General features: G+C 58.0%; 18 protein-coding genes. 6 read left to right on the forward strand and 12 right to left on the reverse strand.

Features of this window, described 5'->3' with window-relative positions; genetic code table 11:
• Window positions 1-157: 157 nt before the first annotated feature.
• The 12 genes from XI08_RS19280 to XI08_RS19335 form a co-directional block, all read right to left on the reverse strand.
• Complete coding sequence (locus XI08_RS19280) at window positions 158-994, reverse strand: SDR family NAD(P)-dependent oxidoreductase (protein WP_097668524.1); 837 nt, start codon at window positions 992-994, stop codon at window positions 158-160.
• Between the two features lie 627 nt (window positions 995-1,621).
• Window positions 1,622-1,801 (reverse strand): hypothetical protein, encoded by a 180-nt coding sequence (locus XI08_RS19285; RefSeq protein ID WP_143279286.1) that lies wholly within the window; start codon window positions 1,799-1,801, stop codon window positions 1,622-1,624.
• Complete coding sequence (locus XI08_RS19290; protein WP_271575573.1) at window positions 1,798-2,910, reverse strand: nodulation protein NodZ; 1,113 nt, start codon at window positions 2,908-2,910, stop codon at window positions 1,798-1,800. The genes XI08_RS19285 and XI08_RS19290 overlap by 4 nt, the downstream gene beginning before the upstream one ends.
• Before the next feature lie 157 nt (window positions 2,911-3,067).
• Window positions 3,068-5,107, reverse strand: coding sequence for a carbamoyltransferase family protein (locus XI08_RS19295; protein ID WP_271575574.1), 2,040 nt, complete (start codon window positions 5,105-5,107; stop codon window positions 3,068-3,070).
• A 326-nt stretch (window positions 5,108-5,433) separates the two neighbouring features.
• Window positions 5,434-6,222, reverse strand: a complete 789-nt coding sequence (locus tag XI08_RS19300; RefSeq protein ID WP_097668520.1) for an ABC transporter permease — start codon at window positions 6,220-6,222, stop codon at window positions 5,434-5,436.
• 3 nt (window positions 6,223-6,225) lie between these two features.
• Window positions 6,226-7,146, reverse strand: a complete 921-nt coding sequence (nodI, locus tag XI08_RS19305) for a nodulation factor ABC transporter ATP-binding protein NodI (protein ID WP_245448754.1) — start codon at window positions 7,144-7,146, stop codon at window positions 6,226-6,228.
• A gap of 2 nt (window positions 7,147-7,148) precedes the next feature.
• Window positions 7,149-8,858, reverse strand: coding sequence for a nodulation protein NodU (gene nodU / locus XI08_RS19310; RefSeq protein ID WP_097668519.1), 1,710 nt, complete (start codon window positions 8,856-8,858; stop codon window positions 7,149-7,151).
• A gap of 12 nt (window positions 8,859-8,870) precedes the next feature.
• Window positions 8,871-9,500, reverse strand: a complete 630-nt coding sequence (gene nodS / locus XI08_RS19315) for a nodulation methyltransferase NodS (RefSeq protein ID WP_097668518.1) — start codon at window positions 9,498-9,500, stop codon at window positions 8,871-8,873.
• A gap of 11 nt (window positions 9,501-9,511) precedes the next feature.
• Window positions 9,512-10,888 carry a chitooligosaccharide synthase NodC gene (gene nodC, locus XI08_RS19320; RefSeq protein ID WP_143279285.1) on the reverse strand — a complete coding sequence of 459 codons (1,377 nt, stop codon included), beginning with the start codon at window positions 10,886-10,888 and terminating at the stop codon, window positions 9,512-9,514.
• A gap of 17 nt (window positions 10,889-10,905) precedes the next feature.
• The gene (nodB, locus tag XI08_RS19325; RefSeq protein ID WP_271553807.1) at window positions 10,906-11,565 is read right to left on the reverse strand and encodes a chitooligosaccharide deacetylase NodB; all 660 of its coding nucleotides are present in this window, start codon (window positions 11,563-11,565) and stop codon (window positions 10,906-10,908) included.
• Window positions 11,562-12,194 carry a NodA family N-acyltransferase gene (locus XI08_RS19330; protein WP_097668516.1) on the reverse strand — a complete coding sequence of 211 codons (633 nt, stop codon included), beginning with the start codon at window positions 12,192-12,194 and terminating at the stop codon, window positions 11,562-11,564. Before XI08_RS19330 ends, nodB begins: the two co-directional genes overlap by 4 nt.
• A gap of 41 nt (window positions 12,195-12,235) precedes the next feature.
• Entirely contained in the window at window positions 12,236-12,454 is a 219-nt protein-coding gene (locus XI08_RS19335) for a hypothetical protein (RefSeq protein ID WP_245448752.1), read from the reverse strand.
• 576 nt (window positions 12,455-13,030) lie between these two features.
• Between XI08_RS19335 and nodD1 the strand changes: the two genes are divergently transcribed.
• The 6 genes from nodD1 to XI08_RS19365 form a co-directional block, all read left to right on the forward strand.
• Complete coding sequence (gene nodD1, locus XI08_RS19340; RefSeq protein ID WP_271575575.1) at window positions 13,031-13,975, forward strand: transcriptional regulator NodD1; 945 nt, start codon at window positions 13,031-13,033, stop codon at window positions 13,973-13,975.
• A gap of 615 nt (window positions 13,976-14,590) precedes the next feature.
• Window positions 14,591-15,583, forward strand: coding sequence for a transcriptional regulator NodD2 (nodD2, locus tag XI08_RS19345; protein ID WP_097668514.1), 993 nt, complete (start codon window positions 14,591-14,593; stop codon window positions 15,581-15,583).
• Between the two features lie 929 nt (window positions 15,584-16,512).
• Complete coding sequence (locus XI08_RS19350) at window positions 16,513-17,226, forward strand: MerR family transcriptional regulator (protein ID WP_179879918.1); 714 nt, start codon at window positions 16,513-16,515, stop codon at window positions 17,224-17,226.
• A 212-nt stretch (window positions 17,227-17,438) separates the two neighbouring features.
• Window positions 17,439-17,792 (forward strand): ABC transporter substrate-binding protein, encoded by a 354-nt coding sequence (locus XI08_RS19355; RefSeq protein WP_271575576.1) that lies wholly within the window; start codon window positions 17,439-17,441, stop codon window positions 17,790-17,792.
• A gap of 134 nt (window positions 17,793-17,926) precedes the next feature.
• Window positions 17,927-18,502 carry an ABC transporter gene (locus tag XI08_RS19360; protein WP_271575577.1) on the forward strand — a complete coding sequence of 192 codons (576 nt, stop codon included), beginning with the start codon at window positions 17,927-17,929 and terminating at the stop codon, window positions 18,500-18,502.
• A gap of 576 nt (window positions 18,503-19,078) precedes the next feature.
• Window positions 19,079-20,094: LLM class flavin-dependent oxidoreductase (locus XI08_RS19365; RefSeq protein WP_271575578.1), on the forward strand; the 1,016-nt coding region annotated here is incomplete at its 3' end.

Genomic DNA, 20,094 nt, shown 5'->3' on the forward strand with positions numbered 1-20,094 from the left:
TTGACGAGATGACACAGAACCGTAACACCTTTTCATGGCACGACGGTAAACTTACAGTGTGCCTTTTTCCTTTTGCGGAATGTGTGCGCGTCGTCAGCGGAGAGCATAAGTACCGCTGCTGCAGCTCAAGTCACTGCGGCGCCAAGGCTTGGCCAATTCACAGATGTTGCCCACCATCGATCGGCACCTCGGCCCCCGTGACATAGCTCGCCGCATCCGAGCACAGGAAGAAGATGACCTTGGCAACTTCATCCGGGGTTCCCACTCTGCGCAAGGGGATGTTTGGCACGAGACGCGCTTCTGTGTCGGGCGATAACATGTCCGTCCTGATTTCGCCGGGCGCGATCGCATTCACGCGAATGCCATGCGGCGCATAATCATGGGCCATTTCGCGTGTGAGGCTTGCAAGCGCAGCTTTTGAGGTCGCATAGGCACTGCCGGCAAACGGGTGCACCCGCGAGCCCGCGATCGAAGTCACATTCACGATCGATCCTGACGCGGCTCTTAGCTCGTCAAACAAACCCTGCGCCAGCATGATCGGGGCCACCAGATTGAGATGGAACACGCTCATCCAGGTCTCGGTTGAAGTCGTCAACGACGTCATCCGATCGCCAGTGGGCGTTTTCGGCGAGACACCAGCATTATTCACCAGCGCGTGCAAAGGAGCACCTGCCAAGCGCTTCTTGACCTCGCTGATCGCGCGCGGCAGCATTCGATGATTGCTCAGGTCGATCTGGACATGATCCTCGTTCCCTGCCTCCCAGGGGCATCGCTTGCTGTCGAACGGTTGGCGCGCGCAAGAAATGATGCGCCAGCCCGCCTCCGAAAACAGCTTGGCAGTGGCATGGCCAATTCCGCGCGATGCCCCGGTCAGCAACATCGCCTTCTGTTCTCCGCGATGAATACGGGCATTATCGGCGTGAAAGAGGCAACCCAGGTGTGTTTCGGGCAGCTGACCTCTGATCAGATCGTCATTCGGCAGATCGAGACCCACGCCCGCCTCCTCTCCTATTGCGTCGGCGCACGCGTAGCAGAATTTGCGCCACTGCGATGCACGCAAATCAACTCCGTTTTTGCGTCCTAATGTCGCGCACGCGGAATGCTTGGTGGGTTCAAGACACCGTGCGTGTGCTCTGCGACAACGATGGTGCATTACCTACGTAATGTCACGAGCACACTCGCCTGCGTCAAGACGAGGGTGCAGCCGCGCTCTCTTTCCTGATCGCGCAACCGAGGAGCCAGCCGATGGGCACCGCCTCTCGTTGGAGGAACGATCGATCAGGATAGCGGCCCGCGGCCAGTAGCCGCGTCAACTCGAAAACTGACGTTACCAGCTTCGTGCGTCAGATTTGTCGGCAATTGATGCTGACTTTATCGCGCTCTGCTCTGCAGTGTCCGGCACTGGCACTTCGCCGGATTGGTCCTGGACCACGACCTGGCTTACTGGATGTTCAGCCCAACATAGTGGCTCTCGAGACCGCCGCTCCGCACCAGCGCGTGCCCGACCGCAACTACGGAACTCACCGGCTCTACGGAGACCCTTTCGATATGTTCGTCCGCGACCGACCACCGATTAGCTTCCACTCGCGGTCCGCGCAAGGCGAAGACGTGTTCCACCTGTTTAACGTGGCGGCAGCACGTTAGGGCCATCGTTGTCGACGTCGAGCTTCGGCGGGAGGCATTCGGTGGAGTTGTGCGACAGAGCATTACTTTGCGACAAATGCCGCCCCGAAAAAAAGTGCCAGCACTGCTGGATGCAACGAGCGGCAATCAGATCGATCAAGCGGGCAACGACTTTCATGAAGCAACGAGCTCTTGCGAGGTTTCTTCAATCAGGACCAAGCGGCTCGGATCGTTCAAATCGAATTCAATAACGCGTGGTGCGTGGAGACGCGCATAGCGCGTGAAGGCGCTCGTCGGGGGAAAACGGATCACGGTGTCGCAGCGCGCAAGAAGATACATATCGATCAGGGCGGAAAAGCCGCCCTCGGCTCCTAGCGCGGCGTTGTGCAATGGGCCGGCCTGAGGCGCCTGAAACCGTTTGGGGATCGTGAACACATCGGGAAATCTAGTCGAAACTTTCTCAAGGACGAGCGCGCTGTCCGTGCACAGGAAAGCTCTCACGGGTTTTGCGTGGGGTAACCCCCGGGCCTTATCAATGGCATCAAAGACCTGTCGCAAGGCGCGCTCCGGGTCGGCCCAGTAGGGAGTATGCCCCATAATATCTTCGCCGTTGCCATGCCGGACATGAATGCCGATTACGCTGTACGGCTCAAAGTGCTCACGGTAGACAGCATCAATCCGAGCCTGAATTTCAGGTCGTGGCTTGATGCTCCGAAAGATTTCTCGTTCGGCCTCCTGATCGCAGCGCCACATCAGGCACGCGTCACACACGACCGTGTTAGCGTCACTATCTTTCTGACTTCGCAACAATTGATCGAGTTCGTCGCGTTCCCGGAAAATCTGCTCGTCCGGACGATAGACGCAATCGATGGATGGCTTGTTCCACCATGTCGGGAAGAATGGTCCCGGAAATGAGCACTGATTGATCCTGTCGTCGCAGATTACCCGCACGCCGGCAATGTCTTGAACCGGTTCGAAGAAGACTGGAAAGGCGTTGGTGAATGGCTCATCGAGATAACAAGATCCCCGCCAATCAATGGCTAGCGTCCGTCCTGTCTGCTTTGCAAAACGCCAGGCAGCGGCCAGTGACCACAGGCAGTCGCCGAACCCCGTACGTCGCCGGGAAACTACGAACCGATCCTTCCTCGAACCGCTAAGCATCTGCATCGCCTCTTCCCGGGCTCCTGGTTGGACAAGAGACGTCATTGCAGACATCTCACGTATCATCTTGTCCGACGTCATGGTCTGAAATCGCAGTGCCGGCGAGCTGCGTCGGTAGAACTTCATAACAGCGCTATCCTTGATGGGCCGCGTTCTCTCAACACTTTCCGTCTTTTCTTCAGCGGTGTCGCGTCCACGTGCCCGATTTCAGTCGGATGGCCGATAACCCCGTGTGCGTCGGATGGCCTGGCCCCCTCACATGCAGGTATAGGCATGGCCATGCTCATGAGTCCCGGCTATGTCTATTGTTCACTTCATTGTGGCCGCAAGCCGCGCGCGGCGGATGCAGGCGAACGCCCCGCAGCTCCCACACGAGCCGCAATTCCTTCACGAGATCTTCACGCTGGGCCTGGCTCAGCATGGTTGTGTCGAGAAGCCAGCCGAGCGACGCCTCGCCCTCGATCCGCATCAAGATCTCGAAAAGCTCATGTGAGATACGCATACTATCGTGGGCGGAATGTCCCTTGCGGATCTCGCAGACCGTTTCCTGACGATCTGGCGCTGTGTGGGAGCGAACACGATGAAGGGATGCATACGGCGGCAATGAAACGCCCAGTGCACTCCAATCCTGCAGTGATGCTGGCCGCTTCCTGACGAGGAAAGGCCCAACAACAAGTCCGTCCAGGTCAGTCGTCAAGAACGTGGTGATCGCATCTGACACGGACTCCACGATCGGCTCGGCATTGTTGTTAAATGACGTATTTAAAAGAACCGGGATGCCCGTTCGCCTCTTGAACGCATTAATTACATCCCAATAGGTGGGGTTTGTCTTGCGCGATACTGTCTGCAGCCGAGCGGTCCCATCAATGTGCGTGATCGCACCGAGCACGTTACACTTGGTTTCACGCACACGAACTACGAAGTTCATGAAGGGGAGCTGCTGCGTGCCGTCCGGGAGCTCAAAGAACTCGCTCGCATCCTCCTCCAGTACAGATGGCGCAAACGGGCGATAGCCCTCACGCTTCTTGACCATCGCGTTGATGCGGTCCTTGTTTTCCGCAGGCCGCGGGTCCGCAAGAATGCTGCGGTTACCAAGCGCACGGGGGCCGAACTCAGAGCGGCCCTGAACCCAGCCGATTACAGCGCCATTTGCCATCCAGTCTGCCGCACTGGATGCTATGTCATCACTTCGTTGAATGTCGAGGTGGCCTGACCATGCGTTGAGCTCATGCTCTACGGCTTGGTCGCTCCCGAGATCGGGCCCCCAATAAACGTCCGGCAGTCGCTCGCGTGGTGCTGGCCTGCCCAGCTCGTTCGATACCATCAATGCAGCGCCGAGTGCGCAACCGGCGTCGTGCGCCGCGGGTTGAACAAAGATGTCGTCAAATAGCCCGGAATAAAGCAGTTTACCGTTCAGCGTGCAATTATGCGCTACCCCGCCAGCCAGGCACAAGCGTGTCATGCCCGTCGCTTCACGATGGTGCCGCAGGATGTGAAACACGATCCGCTCCAGCGCTTCCTGCAGCGAAGCGCTGACATCTCGATGCTGTTGGGTGAATGGCATTCCTTTTCGCCGAACCTCGATGTTGCGGACCAGGGCCGGACCGATTCGATCCAGGTAAACGCGATAGCCACCGTTGTCCAACAACTCGTAGAACTGCGCGAAGAGCTCGCGATAGGGAGCGGGATCACCATACGGGGCAAGCCCCATCACTTTGTACTCGTCGAACAACCCGTAGCCGAGATATCGGATCGTCTCGAGATAGAACAGCCCCAGGGAGTTATGTTCCGGGAAGCTTTCAAGTTGCGTAATTTCGGTGCCAGACCCCACCGCCAATAAGCCGGAGAGAAAATCGCCACCGCCGTCGATCGCAAAAACAAGACTTTGCTCGAACCCGGACATGGCAAACGCGCTCACAGCATGCGCTTCGTGGTGATTCACGAAGGAAACTCGGGACGGATCGATCTCGGCGCCGAACTCCCGTGTCAGCAGCTGCCGCAGCAACAGTTTGGCGTCCAACGGAATGGGCTGAGAAACAGAAAGGCGCTCGAGCATAGTATTGCAGTAGGCTTCAGTCGCGTAGAACGCGATACGGTCGATCTCTCCGAGCTCAACTCCTGCGGTAGAAAGGCAGTATCGGATCGAATTGCTCGGGAACTTGTTGGAGTGCTTGACGCGGTTGAGGCGCTCCTCTTCGACAGCAGCGATCACGCGGCCATCCTGCACAAGAACCGCAGCCCCATCGTGAAGAAATGTATTCGGCAGCTCCGGCGAGCTTTCATAGATTCTGTCAAGACCGCCACTCACTCCCAGGCACAACATCCCGTTCTCCATTTGATCATGACGGCAAGGCCAACTGCCGTCCCACCTACTTAATCTGTACAGTCACGCTCCGTCGGGTGCGCGGGCCAGACAGCACAACACAACTTTGCAAAGTCCGTCACGGCGCCTAGCGACAGGCGCTCAGAAATAACGGTGCTGGCGTCCGACACCGATCGACCGAACAGGCGGCCGTAGACCTAACTCGATCGCGGCCTCTTAAGGCCATTGCAGCATCTGCTGTGACAGACCAGGTCACTCCCGAGCTACCGCAGAAAGCATCGTGACACTGAATCGATTTGACATTCTCCGTTTTCGCTCAACTCACATCAACGCAGCAGGCGGCGCCGAAATAGTGCCGTCGACGCGAAAAAGGGCAAGACCGCGTAAACGCAGAGCGCACCGACGTGCAGCGCAGCACTGTCGGCGCCGCGCTCAAGCATCGCTGGGCGAATAAGGTCGACCGAATGTGCGAGCGGCAACAAGCCGGCGAAGTGCTGAAACGAGCCGGGCAGCTGGCTCGTCGGAAAGACCACGCCACACAAAAACACCATAGGAGTGAGGACAAGCGTCTGGTAAAACACGAAGTAATCGTAACTTGGCGCAAGAGATATGACGAGCATCGCCAGGCTGGCGAAGACAAGGCCAGTGAGAGCGATTGTTGGCATCGCATACAAAATGGATGGCCATGATGCATAACCCAGCGTAGCAGCGACGATCCCGATCGCTGTTCCGGCCAGAACGGACTTACTGGCCGCCCACACCAGTTCACCCAGAACGATATCGCCAAGCGTGAGCTGAGTAGAGAGGATTGCTTCCCAGGTGCGGCTGGCGTCCATGCGTGCAAAGGCTGCATACATGGTTTCAAAGGTCGCGGACGTCATGGCGCTGGTCGCGACCATGCCTGCCGCCAGGAACGCGATGTACGACGTCCCCTCAACGCGCCCCACGATCAGTCCAAGGCCAAAGCCGAGGCCAAACAGATTGGTTAGAGGATCTGCGAGGTTGCCAAGAATCGATGCAAGTGCGACTTTCTTCCATGCCAGGAAGTTCCGACGCCATACCGCGATCCAGTTGTACGCGTTAGCGGGCATCACCGCCGCATAACTTTCACCCATCGCTCACTTCTCCATCTCGCGCCCGGTCAGCCGCAAAAACACGTCTTCGAGATTCGGGGGGCGCTGCAGAATACGAAGGCCCGCTCGCCCGCGCAGTTGCACGCGTACCTGCTCCGGATATGGCGCATAACAAAAGAGCGTCTCTCCACTCACTTCGATGTGCCGCGCATACGGCCTAATCAGCTCGCAGAGCTGGTGCGGATCACCCCCATAGATTTCGATCACGTTACAGCCGATATGCTCATCGATCAGGCCGTCTGGCTTGCCCTCGGCGATCTTGCGTCCACCCTCGAGGACACACAGCCGATCGCACAGGCGTTCGGCCTCTTCCATGAAGTGAGTGGTCAAGAGAATCGTCTTGCCCCGCGCAAGCAGAACTCGCAGACGTTCCCAAATCAGGTGGCGGGCGTGCGGATCCAAACCAGTCGTCGGCTCGTCCATCACGAGCAGATGCGGGTCATTGATTAGCGCACGCGCCAGCGTCAGCCGCCGTTTCATGCCACCGGACAGCTCGGCAACGCGCGTGTCCGCCTTGCTTTCGAGGCGTGCAAACTCGAGCAGCGAGGGGGCGACCGCCTCGATCTTGCGAGCGCTCATGCCGAAGTAGCGGCCAAACACCAGCAGATTCTCTCGTACGGTGAACTCGAGTTCAAGATTATCGAATTGCGGCACCACGCCGATACGCACACGTGCGACACGAGCGCGTGCAGGTACAGGCTCATTGAGCACCGTAATCTTTCCTCCGTCCGGCGAGATCATGCCAAGCAGCATGCGCGCGATCGTGCTCTTGCCAGCTCCATTCGGCCCGAGAAGGCCAAAGCATTCTCCCCGCGCGACCGAGAACGACAGATCATTGACGATGATCTTGTCGCCAAATGATTTTTTCACGCCGGCAAGGTCGATTGCTACGGTGGACATGCTCACTCTTAGGCTGACAGAAGTCGTTCGGCCGATGATGACTTCCTTACGACCGTCTTGGTCCAGAGCAGGCCGTCGCACCACACATGCTCAACCCGTCCCCACTCGCAGGCCGCGGCAGCATCCGGAAAGAATCCACGTCCGTGGAGGTTGGCACTCGTATTGCAGAGCAGCGGAACGCCTGTGAGTTGTTCAAATTCGACGAGAAGCTCGGCGATTTTGTGCGGAGAGTTGCGGGAGATTGTCTGCAGCCGCGCCGAACCGTCCAGATGGACGACAGCGGGGACCTTGTCGCGCCATTCCGCGCGGGTCTGGTGATCGAACAGCATGTAAGGATCTGGCGTACCTGGGTTGAAAATCTCTGGGGCCCGATCCTCCAGACAAATCGGCGCCACCGGTCGGAAGTGCTCGCGACGCTTAATGTCGTTGAGATGATCTTTCATTGCTGGGGAGGTCGGGGCTGCAAGAATGCTTCTGCCGCCCAACGCCCGCGGCCCAAGCTCGGCGCGCCCGGAAAGGAAGATGATCGGCTTGTTGTCGGCGAGAATCGCCGCAAGTTCACGCAGAGTGCACGGCGCGGCCTCCCAGTCCGACGGAAGCTCGCTGTCCTGCAGGGCCGGCCCACTGTAGACTGACCATTCCACTGGCCCGAAGCCATTTTGCGCCGCCATCGCACCGCAAGCAGCGCCGATTGCCGAGCCGCTGTCATTCGGAAACGGCGGCACCCAGACATCATCGAACAGTCCCGTCATACGAAGCGCACTGTTCCACTTGATATTGAGACCGCAACCTCCGGCGACACATAGATTTCGCGCCCCCGGAAGCGACGAGTGCCGCAGCAGAACCATCGCGATTTCCCTGACAAGAAGACGTTCCAGGAACACATGAAACGACGCAAGAACGTCCTCCGCTCGCTTGGCCGTCAGGCGCAATGCGCTTGCCTCAAAGAACTCGTGTATAGCTGCGAGAGACGATTCCGCATTGTTTATGTCCGCGCGGTATCGACGAGCCTGCTCGGTGTCGGCCGCGAAGCGCTTTTCATAGAGCTCCTGAAACACTGCCACGATGCTTTCGTCGACAGCGCCAAGCGCGATGTATGCCATCAGCTTGCCGGCGATGCCCAAATCCCAACTGGAGCGGTTCGGCTGCCTGTAAGGCCCGAAGTGAAGGCCCGCGGCAGCATAGGCGTGGCCGATCATCGGAAACAGGGATCCAATGAGCCGCGCCCCCCGAGGTTCGACATAGTAAAGACGTGGAAAGATGCAGCCGTCCCATACCAGACACAACGCCGGTTCTCCCGCGCTGGCAAAGGGACTGGTGCTATATGCTGACGCGACGTGGCCCGTGACGTGCGGGTAGCTCTTATATGGAAACACCTTGCCGCCGAGGATCAGGCCAAAGCCGTCGACGGAATCAAGAAGCCCCTCAGCATGGCGCTCGACGTATGGCGCCCCTTTCAGCGCGATCGGCACAGCTCCACTGAGGACCTGGAAATGCGACTCGATCTCCCCATCCCAGCCGTCGATGACGAACTGATCGATATCTCGCGGATCCAGGCCATGCTCCGCCAATGCGAGCACGACTGCATCGAGATTCTCGACGGATTGATAGCGTGGACTGTTGCCGCGCTTCTCTTGCTCGGTGCAAAAGAGAAGCCGCCCGTCCTCGACGACAGCAATTGCGCCGTCATGTGTTAACTTGATGCCGCAGATGCGCATACGACCCCCTGCCTAGTGACTGACGTTTGATTGTTCTGACGGGTGACCCTGCTTCCGGAACCGGACGATCAAGCAGTCTTCGTTGACCGACCCGGTGTGGCAGTGCAGACGCTCGACCTCCGATAGACTCTCGTTAAAGAGACCGATCACCGTCTCGGCACCAGCTGTATGACCCCAGCGTTGACACGTGGCATCACGTGCGGACCCGAAAATCAGAGCTCCATTTGGTGCAAGCATACTCACCAGGTTGCGGATAGCCGCATGCATCTCGACAATGTCCTTGAGGTAGTAGAGAACTTCGGCCACGACAATCAAATCGAACTGCTCAGTGGTCGAGAACCGTTGAATGTCGCAGGTCACCCACGTGATATGTGACCACTTCCTGGTCCGTAGTCGCGCTCGCTCGATCGCCTGCGGCATGACATCGACCACCGTGAGTCGCTCGCAAAGCGGCGCCAGCCTGTCCGTGAATGCACCGGCTGCACATCCTACTTCGAGGGCATACGCAACATCTCCACCGCAACGCGACATCCGGAGCATTTGCGCGTATCGCTCCTGCTCGAACGAACTACTGTCGAGGCGCCATGGATCGTCGACAGCCAACTCTCGCTCTAATAGCTGATGGTTTTTGTCCGAGATCATGAGCCAACCACCTATTTGAAGGCGGTCGAACGATCGCGAGCGCAAACACTCTCCGTCGCCGCCAGGTTCGATGAAGGGTGCGAAAGCCCCGCCTTATGAATTGTGCCGGACATTCCCCCTATACTTGCAGGACTTCGTCCAGCGTTCGGGTGCAGGATGACGCACTGTTTTTCCCCTTCGGCCGGCACGTTGGCGACCTTGCGCGATAGCCAATCGCTGTTGCTCAATGTACAAAGTGCATAGGCCTTCAAAGGAAGTAAGAGAAAGATATTGATCGGTGTGTGGAGCGAGAAGCCGAGAAACCGCACTTCGCGAGCACGAAGCGCTGCAACACTGCACCGGACCATCGTCATTGCTACAATCGTCAATCCCGTCCACCAGGGTACCGAGCCGCCGATTACAAGCTGCGCGAGCGCAGCCAGTGATGAAAGGGCGAGAAGCAACGGGCCGAGATTTTGCCCGATAACGTCTAGCGTCAGATAGCCATCGAGCTCTGGCAGCAGACGTAATGCAAGAAACGTGTCCCGAAAGGTACTGCGCGCCCAGCGGAGCTGCTGACGCAGATATGGCCCAAGGCTGTCCGGAACTACTGTTGCTGCGATCGCGTCCGGGACATATTCGGTTCGAAACCCCGCCTTGAGCATGAGGATCGTTAGATGGCGATCCTCGCCGAAATCGCTCGGCTTCCCGCGAAAGAATTGCGCTTCGTATTGATCAAGCAGCAAAGCGAGCGCGGAGCGACGATACATCGCACATGGGCCGCAGCAGCACATGACGGCACCGAAACGAGCCTGTGCCGCACGCTCTTCGTTGCATGCCAACCAGTATTCCATATCGATCAGCCTGGTCAGCCAGGTTTCGCTGCGATTGCTCGCTATCAACTGACCCATGGCCGCACCGATTTCTGGGTCATGCATCTTCACTACAAGCTTCGTGACAACGTCAGCAGCAAGTATCGTATCCGAGTCGACGTTGAGCACCAGGTCCCCGGATGAGCTGCGTATTGCAGCGATCTGCGCCTTGCGCTTTCCAACGTTGTTTGCCAGCAAGATGATGCTGAATCTCGGATCGTTCGCATAGATTTTGTGTACAGGCGCGACAACGTCGCGATTTGCAGATCCGTCGTCGACCACATAGACCTGTAACTTTCCCGCGTAGTCTTGACTCGCAAGCGACTCCAGACATTCGGCGAGCGTGTTTGGATCCTCGTTGAAGCACGGCACGATGACGTCTACACTGGGAAGGACCACGTCCGATTGTCCCAGGTTGTCCTGCAGCGATGAGTTATTCGCCGGTTGGGCATAAAGCGCTTGCGCGCTCTTGTAGATAGTGGAGAGCAGTGCATAACACGAAACGGCGACAGCACTGGTTGTAGCGAGCAGGTCCATAGGGTGCCAGTTTTTGTTCAGTGAAGTTGAGGGAGCGGACGAATTACAAACCCGCGCCGTTGCAATGCCGGAATCAGATATGACAGCGCCATCGTGGTCTGATCACGCTGCGTAGCATCAGTGCACAGCCTCTCCTCATCAGGAGGATATCCGTCGTGCAGGAGCACAATTGCACCCGGGCGAACGCTCGCGAGCACTGAATTCACAATTCTATCAACCCCGGGGCGGGACCAATCTCGCGGATCGACCGACCAGTGCAGAGCTGTGAGACCAGCGCTCGCTGACATAGCGAGCACCTCTTGTGTCCATATGCCGTAAGGTGCTCGCATGTGCCTGGGCGAGGCCTGCGGGCACGCCGAACGGATCGCCTCGCTCGCCGTCAACACTTCATCGTGCACCTCCGCAGGTCCGCATCTGGATAGATCCGGATGCGTCATCGTGTGGTTCGCAACCTCGTGTCCTTCCGCGATCATTCGTCGAATGAGTTCAGGTTGGTCGGCCGCATACGTGCCGATCACGAAGAACGTCGCCGGAACCTGATGTTGCGCCAGCACATCGAGCACCTCTGGCGTGCAAAATGGATTTGGCCCATCGTCAAAGGTCAAATAGACAGGGCGACTTCCGCTCACGTCAGCGTAGTCGCATCGGACAGCAGATAGGGGGAAAAGCTCGTTCACAGCTCAGGCCCGTTCCGATCGATGATCGTCCCGGCCGGCCACTCGCTCATCGAGCGTCCAACCGGGAAAACCACCACGATCACGTCTTCGATCCGGATCGGCGACAAATTGGGATAGACATCCGGATGCGTGGAGCGGACGCGAATGCCAGACAGGAGGGTGGCGAGCCCCTGCCTTTCGACCAGTCGGGTCATATGTTTCTCTAGCGCAGGCCGAACTGTACCAAAGCCGAACGGGACCCCAAGCTCCTGCAGTATGGGATACATCACGCGCATCGCGTGGCTGATTCCCAGCCCTTCAAGATCCGGACGCACCGCATATAACCCCAGTTCGGCCACGAGGAGATCGACCCCACCAATCTTGATGAAGCGGCGTAGTAACCCGGCGTGAGCAGCTACCCCGCGGGCGTCGTAACCAATTACGCGGACCTCAGGTCTTGCACCGGCCCAACTTCGGTTGCCCTCAAATGGCTGCGCATTGAACGCACCGGTCGGCCCGTAACTCTTGCGGAAGAACTCGGCGAGCTCGGCATGATCGGCGAGCCGCAGCTCGTTTTCCCAGCGACGGCTCCACTGCACTTTGGCGCGCGCAGAAGGAGCTTCCGCAGTCCGGCATACGGCGATGTTCATGGCGGGCTTCCTTGCGCCAGTCGAATTAAGAGGGGAGATGGTCACGTGATGTCGCTACTCGCCGAACCGCTGATCAATACTGAAATGCGCTGCCATGCGTCGTAGGAGCTCAGCACCCTCGCCTGCACCGTGCCGTGCGCCTTCGCTCGCGACGAAGCGATCGCATGGTTCGCGCTCGTCATCCCGGCCAATGCCCCGCGCGAGATATGCCGGAAAATGCCGACGAGGCGATTGGACCATCCAGAACCTGTCTGCACCATGGAGCTTTTCCGCCTTGTCCAGCATCGCTGTCGACGTGTTGACGTCTGAGGGCATGCCATCGATGCGCGGGGCCGCTTCGAGGGCGCATCGGAGTGGCATTAGATCAAACTGGTTCTTATGCATCTTCGACTCGCCCTGAATGCGGTGGACAGGCGAGCCGTTTGGACAGTCGCCGGGAATACTTGGCATGCGCAATCTGCACCTGCCGCTATTCCGCGACACTAGAATGAGGCTGAACGCGCCCTCAAGTGTACGTGGGTAAACCTCCAATATGGAAACGGATGGAGTACGCATACCAACGTTTATCGGGACCCGCTTGGCGTCCGATCGAGCGCGCTTCGCAACCGAGAAGAAGCGATGCGGCACGCACGGCGCGCCCATCGCAGCCCGCGAAACCGATGCGGCGGGTGCTCGCACCTCCAGGAGTTTTTCTCTGAGCCCGCGTGAACGACCAACAGCCATCGTGGTATGCCATGATTACTTTTCCAAACCGATGTTTGCTATCCAACATCTCGCGATTTGGTAAAATCGATTGTTTCGATAGAACACATCCACACGATGGATAGACTCACAACATGCGGTTCAAGGGACTCGATCTAAATCTTCTCGTTGCGCTCGATGCTCTGATGACGGAGCGCAACCTCACAGCGGCGGCGCGCAAAATTAACCTGAGCCAGCCCGCTATGAGCGCTGCGATCGGGCGGCTGCGCACCTATTTCCGCGATGAACTATTTACCATGAGAGGTCGCGAGCTCGTCCCGACACCTGGCGCGGAGGCGCTTGCAGGTCCGATTCGCGAGGCCCTGCTGCACATCCAACTCTCGATCATATCACGGGACGGGTTCGACCCGACTCACTCGAGCCGACGCTTCAGGGTCATTCTCTCCGATTTCATGACAATCGTCTTTTTTCGGAGAATCGTGGACCGTATTGCACACGAAGCCCCCGCGGTACGCTTCGAATTGCTGCCATTTTCCGATGAACCCGATGAGCTGCTCCGCCGGGGCGAGGTCGACTTTCTCATTCTGCCAGAATTGTTCATGTCGAGCGCGCACCCTAAGGCGACGCTGTTCGACGAGACCCTCGTGTGCGTGGGATGCCGCGCGAACAAGCAGCTATCGCGGCAGCTTACGTTCGAGAAATACATTTCGATGGGGCACGTTGCGGCCAAGTTCGGACGGGCGCTGAGACCAAACCTAGAAGAATGGTTTTTGCTTGAGCACGGCCTCAAGAGACGCATTGAGGTCGTTGTGCAGGGCTTTAGCCTGATTCCGCCGATATTGTTAGACACGGGCCGTATCGGCACGATGCCATTACGGCTCGCCAGACACTTTGAAAAGCGGATGCCGCTGCGGATCGTCCAACCACCGCTCCCCCTGCCGACATTCACCGAGGCTGTGCAGTGGCCTGCGTTCCACAATACCGACCCGGCGAGCATTTGGATGAGGCGGATATTGCTGGAGGAGGCATCCAACATGGCATCTGCGCATCAGGAGCCTCCAACTCGAAGGCGCTGCTAGGCTCACCATAAGCCGGTTCTAAATACGCTATTAAATCCTTCGATGTGCTCGGCAACTTTATCATCTCAACCGTTCGGGGGCGAAGCTGCTAGAGGCCGCGGGGAGGCGGCGATCAGTTGCGAAGGCTTGCCGGGTGGTGAGCGTGGTGATCTCGCAGGTGTGGTTTGACGCCCAGCAATATTGCGCTCGCTTCTTCCAGAACAATAAATGTTTGGCTTGCCCAATAGAATCGCTTGAACCCCACACTGCGTCAGGTTGTAGATTGGCCGCCGTGACTAACGCTGCGCTACGGAACCCGTCGACGGAGCGCTTTGGCGAACTTAGGGCGCTGGCCGGACACTGTGGTTGATCTGCCATTAACGAACTGACCGGGTCCTGTTGCGTGGCTCGTCGGAAGGGGCGAGACCGATCAGCTTCGGGGCACCTGACGGTTTTCGGCCGCTGGTGGTCGGCCTACCGCCTTGCTCGCCATTCTTGCGATCATTTCGCGAGTGTCTTCTCGCGATCACACGATGGAACCGATGTCCATTCGGACGACGCAATAAGACCGCATCAGACGAGCCGTCACCGCTCGTTGTATGCACCGCAAGGATGGTTTGTGCTGGATAAGAAGACATGCGTTTCAACGGCCTGGATCTAAATCTTCTCGTCGCGCTGGATGCTCTAATGACTGAGCGCAACCTCACCGCAGCGGCACGCAAGATTAACCTGAGTCAGCCGGCCATGAGCGCAGCCGTTGCCCGGCTGCGCACCTATTTCCGTGATGATCTGTTTGCGATGAGAGGGCGGGAACTTGTCCCGACCGCGCGCGCGGAAGGACTCGCAGCTCCAGTTCGCGAGGCTCTAATGCACGTTGAGCTCTCCATTATCGCGCGGGACGTGTTCGACCCGGCTCGATCGAATCGGCGATTCAGGATCGGCCTTTCTGACTTTATGACAGTCGTATTCTTCCGAAATGTCGTGGAGCGCGTCGCGCGAGAAGCACCCGCCGTCAGCTTCGAACTGGTGCCACTCACAGATCAGCACGATGAGCTTCTGCGCCGCGGCGAAGTCGATTTTGTTATCCTGCCGGAATTATTCATGTCCAGCGCGCACCCCAGGGCGGCCCTGTTCGAGGAGAGCCTCGTCTGCGTAGGCTGCTGCACGAACAGCCAACTACTACGGCGACTTACATTGGATCGGTATATGTCGATGGGCCACGTTGCGGTTAAGCTCGGAGGTGCGCGCAAGATCCCGGTCGAGGAATCCTTTTTACTCGATCTCGGCCTCAATCGGCGCATCGACATTCTCGTGCAGAGCTTCAGCATGATCCCGCCCTTGCTGGTAGGCACGAACCGCATAGGAACGATGCCATTAAGGCTCGTAAAGCATTTCCAAAGAACGATGCCCCTTCGGATTGCCGAGCTTCCGCAGCCATTCCCCGCCTTCACCGAGGCGGTCCAATGGCCCGTGTTTCACAACAGCGACCCGGAAAGCATCTGGATGCGAGAGATATTGTTGCAGGAGGCTACCCTCATGGCAACTGCACAAGAGCCCTCCATCATCTGCACTTCGAAACCAGCGGATACTGCCGGCGATTTCGCACGATCTGTCTCGCCGTTGTCGTAAGGACGTTCGCAAAGTCTGCGAGCCTCATATCCCAACACATGTCTCAAAGCACGCAATTCAGGCTTGCCTCGCTCGAACTCATTGTCGCTGGATAAAGATCCTCGCAGCGGACGGCTATCATGACGACGTTGCGAAGCTCTTTCGCACGTTGGCATCAGGCTCGTCGTGCAAGCGGCGGCTCAGACTGGCGGCCCTCTTACAGACGGGGACGGAGCGACGCGCTGGCTGCCAAGCCAGGCCTTTACGTTGCAACCCGGCGTCCGGGCGCACCTGCCTCGATACAGGGAGGATCGGCGCGGGGCTGTCGTCGTCAAGTCTCCGAATGAGTAGCGGCTCCCAATGAGCGGAGACGATTCCGCTTCTTCGGAGCTGTACCACGCGCACAGTGAGCGTGGTGGTCATCTCTCATGTATATGACCACGACCTCTTACGCTCTCGAAGCAAGCATCGCGCACGTGTGTTGCCCTGTCGCATCACCCTGGAGTACATCGCATCTTCGTCGCTCTGCGCCGCCGGTCTGACTTCTTTTGGCCCTACCGCGGCCAAACGTCTTGACGACGTGCGCTGCCCTGACGCAATGACAAACAAGGGCTGAACGTTGGAGCAATGCAGCAGGGTGTTCGATCCGGAAGAGCTTTCCGTCTGGGAAGCCCTTATGATGGCGCGGCCACCGCGTTACCGCCATCGATGCGAAATCCGGAGAATCGCACGGCAATCGCCAAACTCATCCTGGAGCGTACAGCGGCTGGCGAGGCTCAACTGGCATGCCTGACGAACTTGTTGATCACCATTTTTCCGCTCAGGGTTGATCCCCCGCCATTCTGAGGATAGTCACCACTCTCGCGCTGGAATGGAAGACGATCCAGTTAGAGCTTTGAAATAGCTTGAATCATACGTGACGTCAGGTTGTAGGCTTTGAAATGAACAACATGAGCAAAGCTACACCACGAAGGCGTCGATGGCGCATTGGCGAACTTGCAGAGGCGACCGGAGTAACGGTGCGCGCGCTGCATCATTATGAACACACGGGCCTCCTAGCAGCCTCAGAGCGTACTGACGGCGGTCACCGAATGTACGACCGCGAAAGCGTGCAACGGGTTCACCAGATTCGGGCGCTACGTGAACTTGGCTTCTCCCTTATCGAGATCCGTAAAGCTATGGAGGGCACGACCTCACTCACCGACCTGCTGCGCAAACATCTAGAGCGGATAGAACTTCAAGTCGCTCGAACTACTCTGTTGCGAGATCGTTTGCGCAACATGACCATCGACAGTGAGATCCAGGTAAGTGTGGATGAGCTGCCTGCCACCCTGAATGCCATGTCGCGGGTCGAGACGCGTAGTCAGACATCCCGATGCACCTGCAAGTTAGCTGCAGATCGCGAGGAGCGGTGGCGGCGGATCCGCGACGACCTGCGTGATTGTATGGATCGGGGCGAGCACCCTTGCGGCGAGCGGGCAAAGGCTGTCGCAGTTGCAGCACGCCTGCTGATCAGCGAAATCGCCGGCGCGGATTCACGCGTTTCGATGGTCCTGAAGGTACTTGCACGATTAAGCGCCCCCCGCAGTCTGGCTGGTTGGGATCCCAGCCTCATGCAATATCTCGATCTCGCCCTTGGCGGGTTGGAGGATCAGCCGTATTGACGTCCTCATGGTCAGCTCCGCATAGAATTGCCGATCGGTGACTCCCTTCAAAAGGGGGCTTGAACCGCACGTAACGTCAAATTGTAGGCTCTACCGTGGTTGCAATCCGGCCGACCTAACGCACGCTTCGCTTGGCAGGCAACCTCGACTTGCCGGCACGTCTGATCACAGCTGCTGGCGGTTCACTTCAGGTGAACATTGGGAGCTCTACAATGTTAAATGGGCGTAACGCTTCTGCTGCGCCTGCAGCGCTTCTCTTCTGCGCCCTCGCCTCCGCTGTGCTCGGTTCCGAGGTCAGTATTGCCGTGGCTGGCCCAATGAGCGGAAGCAGCGATGCGTTCGGCGCGCAAATGCGCGATGGTGCGGCTGCGGCGTTGGAGGCATTGAACGCTTCGGGCCTAATTCCCGATAGCAGGGTGATATTGAGTGTCGCCGACGATGCCTACGCCCCGAAGCAAGCTGCCGCAGTCACGAATAAGCTCACAACAGAGCGAGTCCGGTTGGTCGTTGGCCATTTTTGTTCCTCTTCGTCGATCCCGGCCTCCGCCGAAGCAGCCATCCTGTAGGTGTCACCTGGCTCGTCAAATCCTCAGCTAACAGAACGCGGCCTTCTGTCTTTCGGATCTGCGGCCGCGACGACCAACAGGGCACCGTTGCCGCTGAGTACATTCACCGGAACTACCCTAACGACAAGATCGCAGTGTTCGACGACAAGAGCACCGCGGGCAAGGGCATCGCCGACGTGGTTGAGGCACAGCTCAAGAGATTCGGAGAACAAGTCATTCGGCAAACCTATGTAGCCGGTGAAAAGGATTACAGGGCGTTTGGTCTTAAGAATGAAGAAGGATCGGGTGCGCGTCGCCTATATCGGCGGCTATCGTACCGAAATTGGATTGTTTGTACGCCAGGCATCAGAAGCAGGAGCGGACTCATCGTCATGGCGAGCGATCCGTTGATGACCTCTGAATTCTGGGCCATTACCAGCAGGGCTGGAAATAGAACATTGTTTACCTTCATGCCAGCCCCCGCCAGGAATGCCAATGCACTCGGCGTGGTAGCCCGACTCAAAGCTTCCAACCTGTCCGAAGGCTACACGCTTTACGCCTATGCAGCCGTGCAAGCATGGGCAGAGGCGCTCCTTCAATGCTGCGCGCGTCGCCAGTGCACTTCGTTCACGGCCGATCGATACCGTGATTGGCCCGGTCTGGTTCGGTACAAAAGAAGACAATGCGGCTCCTGGTTTTCTCGTTTACCGCTGGCGCCACGGCCATGTTGAAACTGTCGAGCAGAACTGATTGGCATCAACGCCGCCTTCCCAAGCCCAAAGTGACACGAATGACGAGACGCCCTCAGGACGTTGGAGCAGCGATACTCGCAACCTCTCTTATACTTGCAGCTTTTGGAGCGTTTTTCGCGTTCGTTGGAGCGCTCGCACAGCTACCCGATGTCGACCTGAAGGAGACGCTACGGCCGATGATAGACAAATAGTAGCCGTGCCGAGCTGATCTGGCTCGCAGGCACGGGACCTCTGAAGCGATCTTCAATTGTGCCAGGTTTGGCGCCATGGGCGTTTCTGCGGCCAGGCGGTGAAGGCCCAGGAATAGGAGAACGCGAAGGTACCGATGCTTCCGGTCGAGCACATGCTCGGTGTGGAGGCGCTTAGCCAACTTCTATCAAAGCAAGGGCCGGACCGTCATCTGCGCATTCTCGTGCCCCAATCACATCGTGCAAGCACAGATCCACGCACCCAAAGAGAACGAACTAAGCGGCCAAATGACGAGCGAGACCTTTTTGAGCGAGAGCATGAAGCAACCAGGACTCGCCAACTATCCCATAATCGGAGATTGATCGAGTGAAGAGTGGCTTTCCTTCAAGACTAACGTGCGGAATTTTCGACCATTTGGATGACGACGGCCGAGATGCCGCACGACAATATGAAGATCGTCTCAAGCTGGCGGAGGTCTGCGATTCTCTCGGCTTCTACGCTTATCACCTCGCCGAACACCACTGCACACCTCATGGCAGAGGGCCCTCGCCGAACCTGTTTCTGTCAAGCGTCGCGCAGCGTACCCGGCGATTGCGGTTCGGTCCGCTCGTCCTGTTGCTCAACCTTTATCATCCATTGCGCGCATTCGAAGAGATCTGCATGCTTGACCAATTGAGCGGCGGCAGGCTCGAGCTCGGGATCGGCCGCGGCTCCCAGCCGATTGAATGGGGCTATTTCGGCATTAGTGCAGAAGCCGCACCAGGCCGTTATACTGAAGCCAGCGAAATCCTGAATATTGCGCTGAAGGGACATACGCTATCTTATCAGGGACACCACTTTGAGCTCAGCGAAGTACCCTTAACCTTGAGGCCTCATCAACGTCCATATCCGCCGACCTGGATCGCGAGCAATCGGGCCGAGTCGGCGCAGTGGGCCGCTGCAAATGGCGTCAATCTGGCGTGCGTAGGCCGCGCCTGTGTTGTCCGGAACGTTACGGATGCCTACCGCGCCCATCGAGCCCACAGTACAACCCCACACGGCCGCGAGCCATTTCTCGGGCTGGCCCGCATGGTCGTGATTGCGCAGTCTGACCAGGACGCTCATGCGGCGGCCGAAACTGCGTATCGACGATGGCTGGAGAGCTTCAAGTTTCTTTACGAGCTGAATGCCATTCCGACACCGCCCGCCCTTCCGCTGACCTTCGATGCAGCACTTGAGAGCGAATTGTGCGTCGTCGGAACGCCAGCTTCCGTCCGACAGCTCCTTCTTAACCAGATGGAAGAGGCAGGTGCCAACTACTTGCTTTGCCAGCTTGCATTCGGAAACCTTCCGCTGGAGATTTCCCTGTACACCGCAACGGCAATCAAAGCTGAAATTCTCGA

The organism is Bradyrhizobium sp. CCBAU 11361 (assembly GCF_028128935.1).
Lineage (GTDB): Bacteria > Pseudomonadota > Alphaproteobacteria > Rhizobiales > Xanthobacteraceae > Bradyrhizobium > Bradyrhizobium niftali.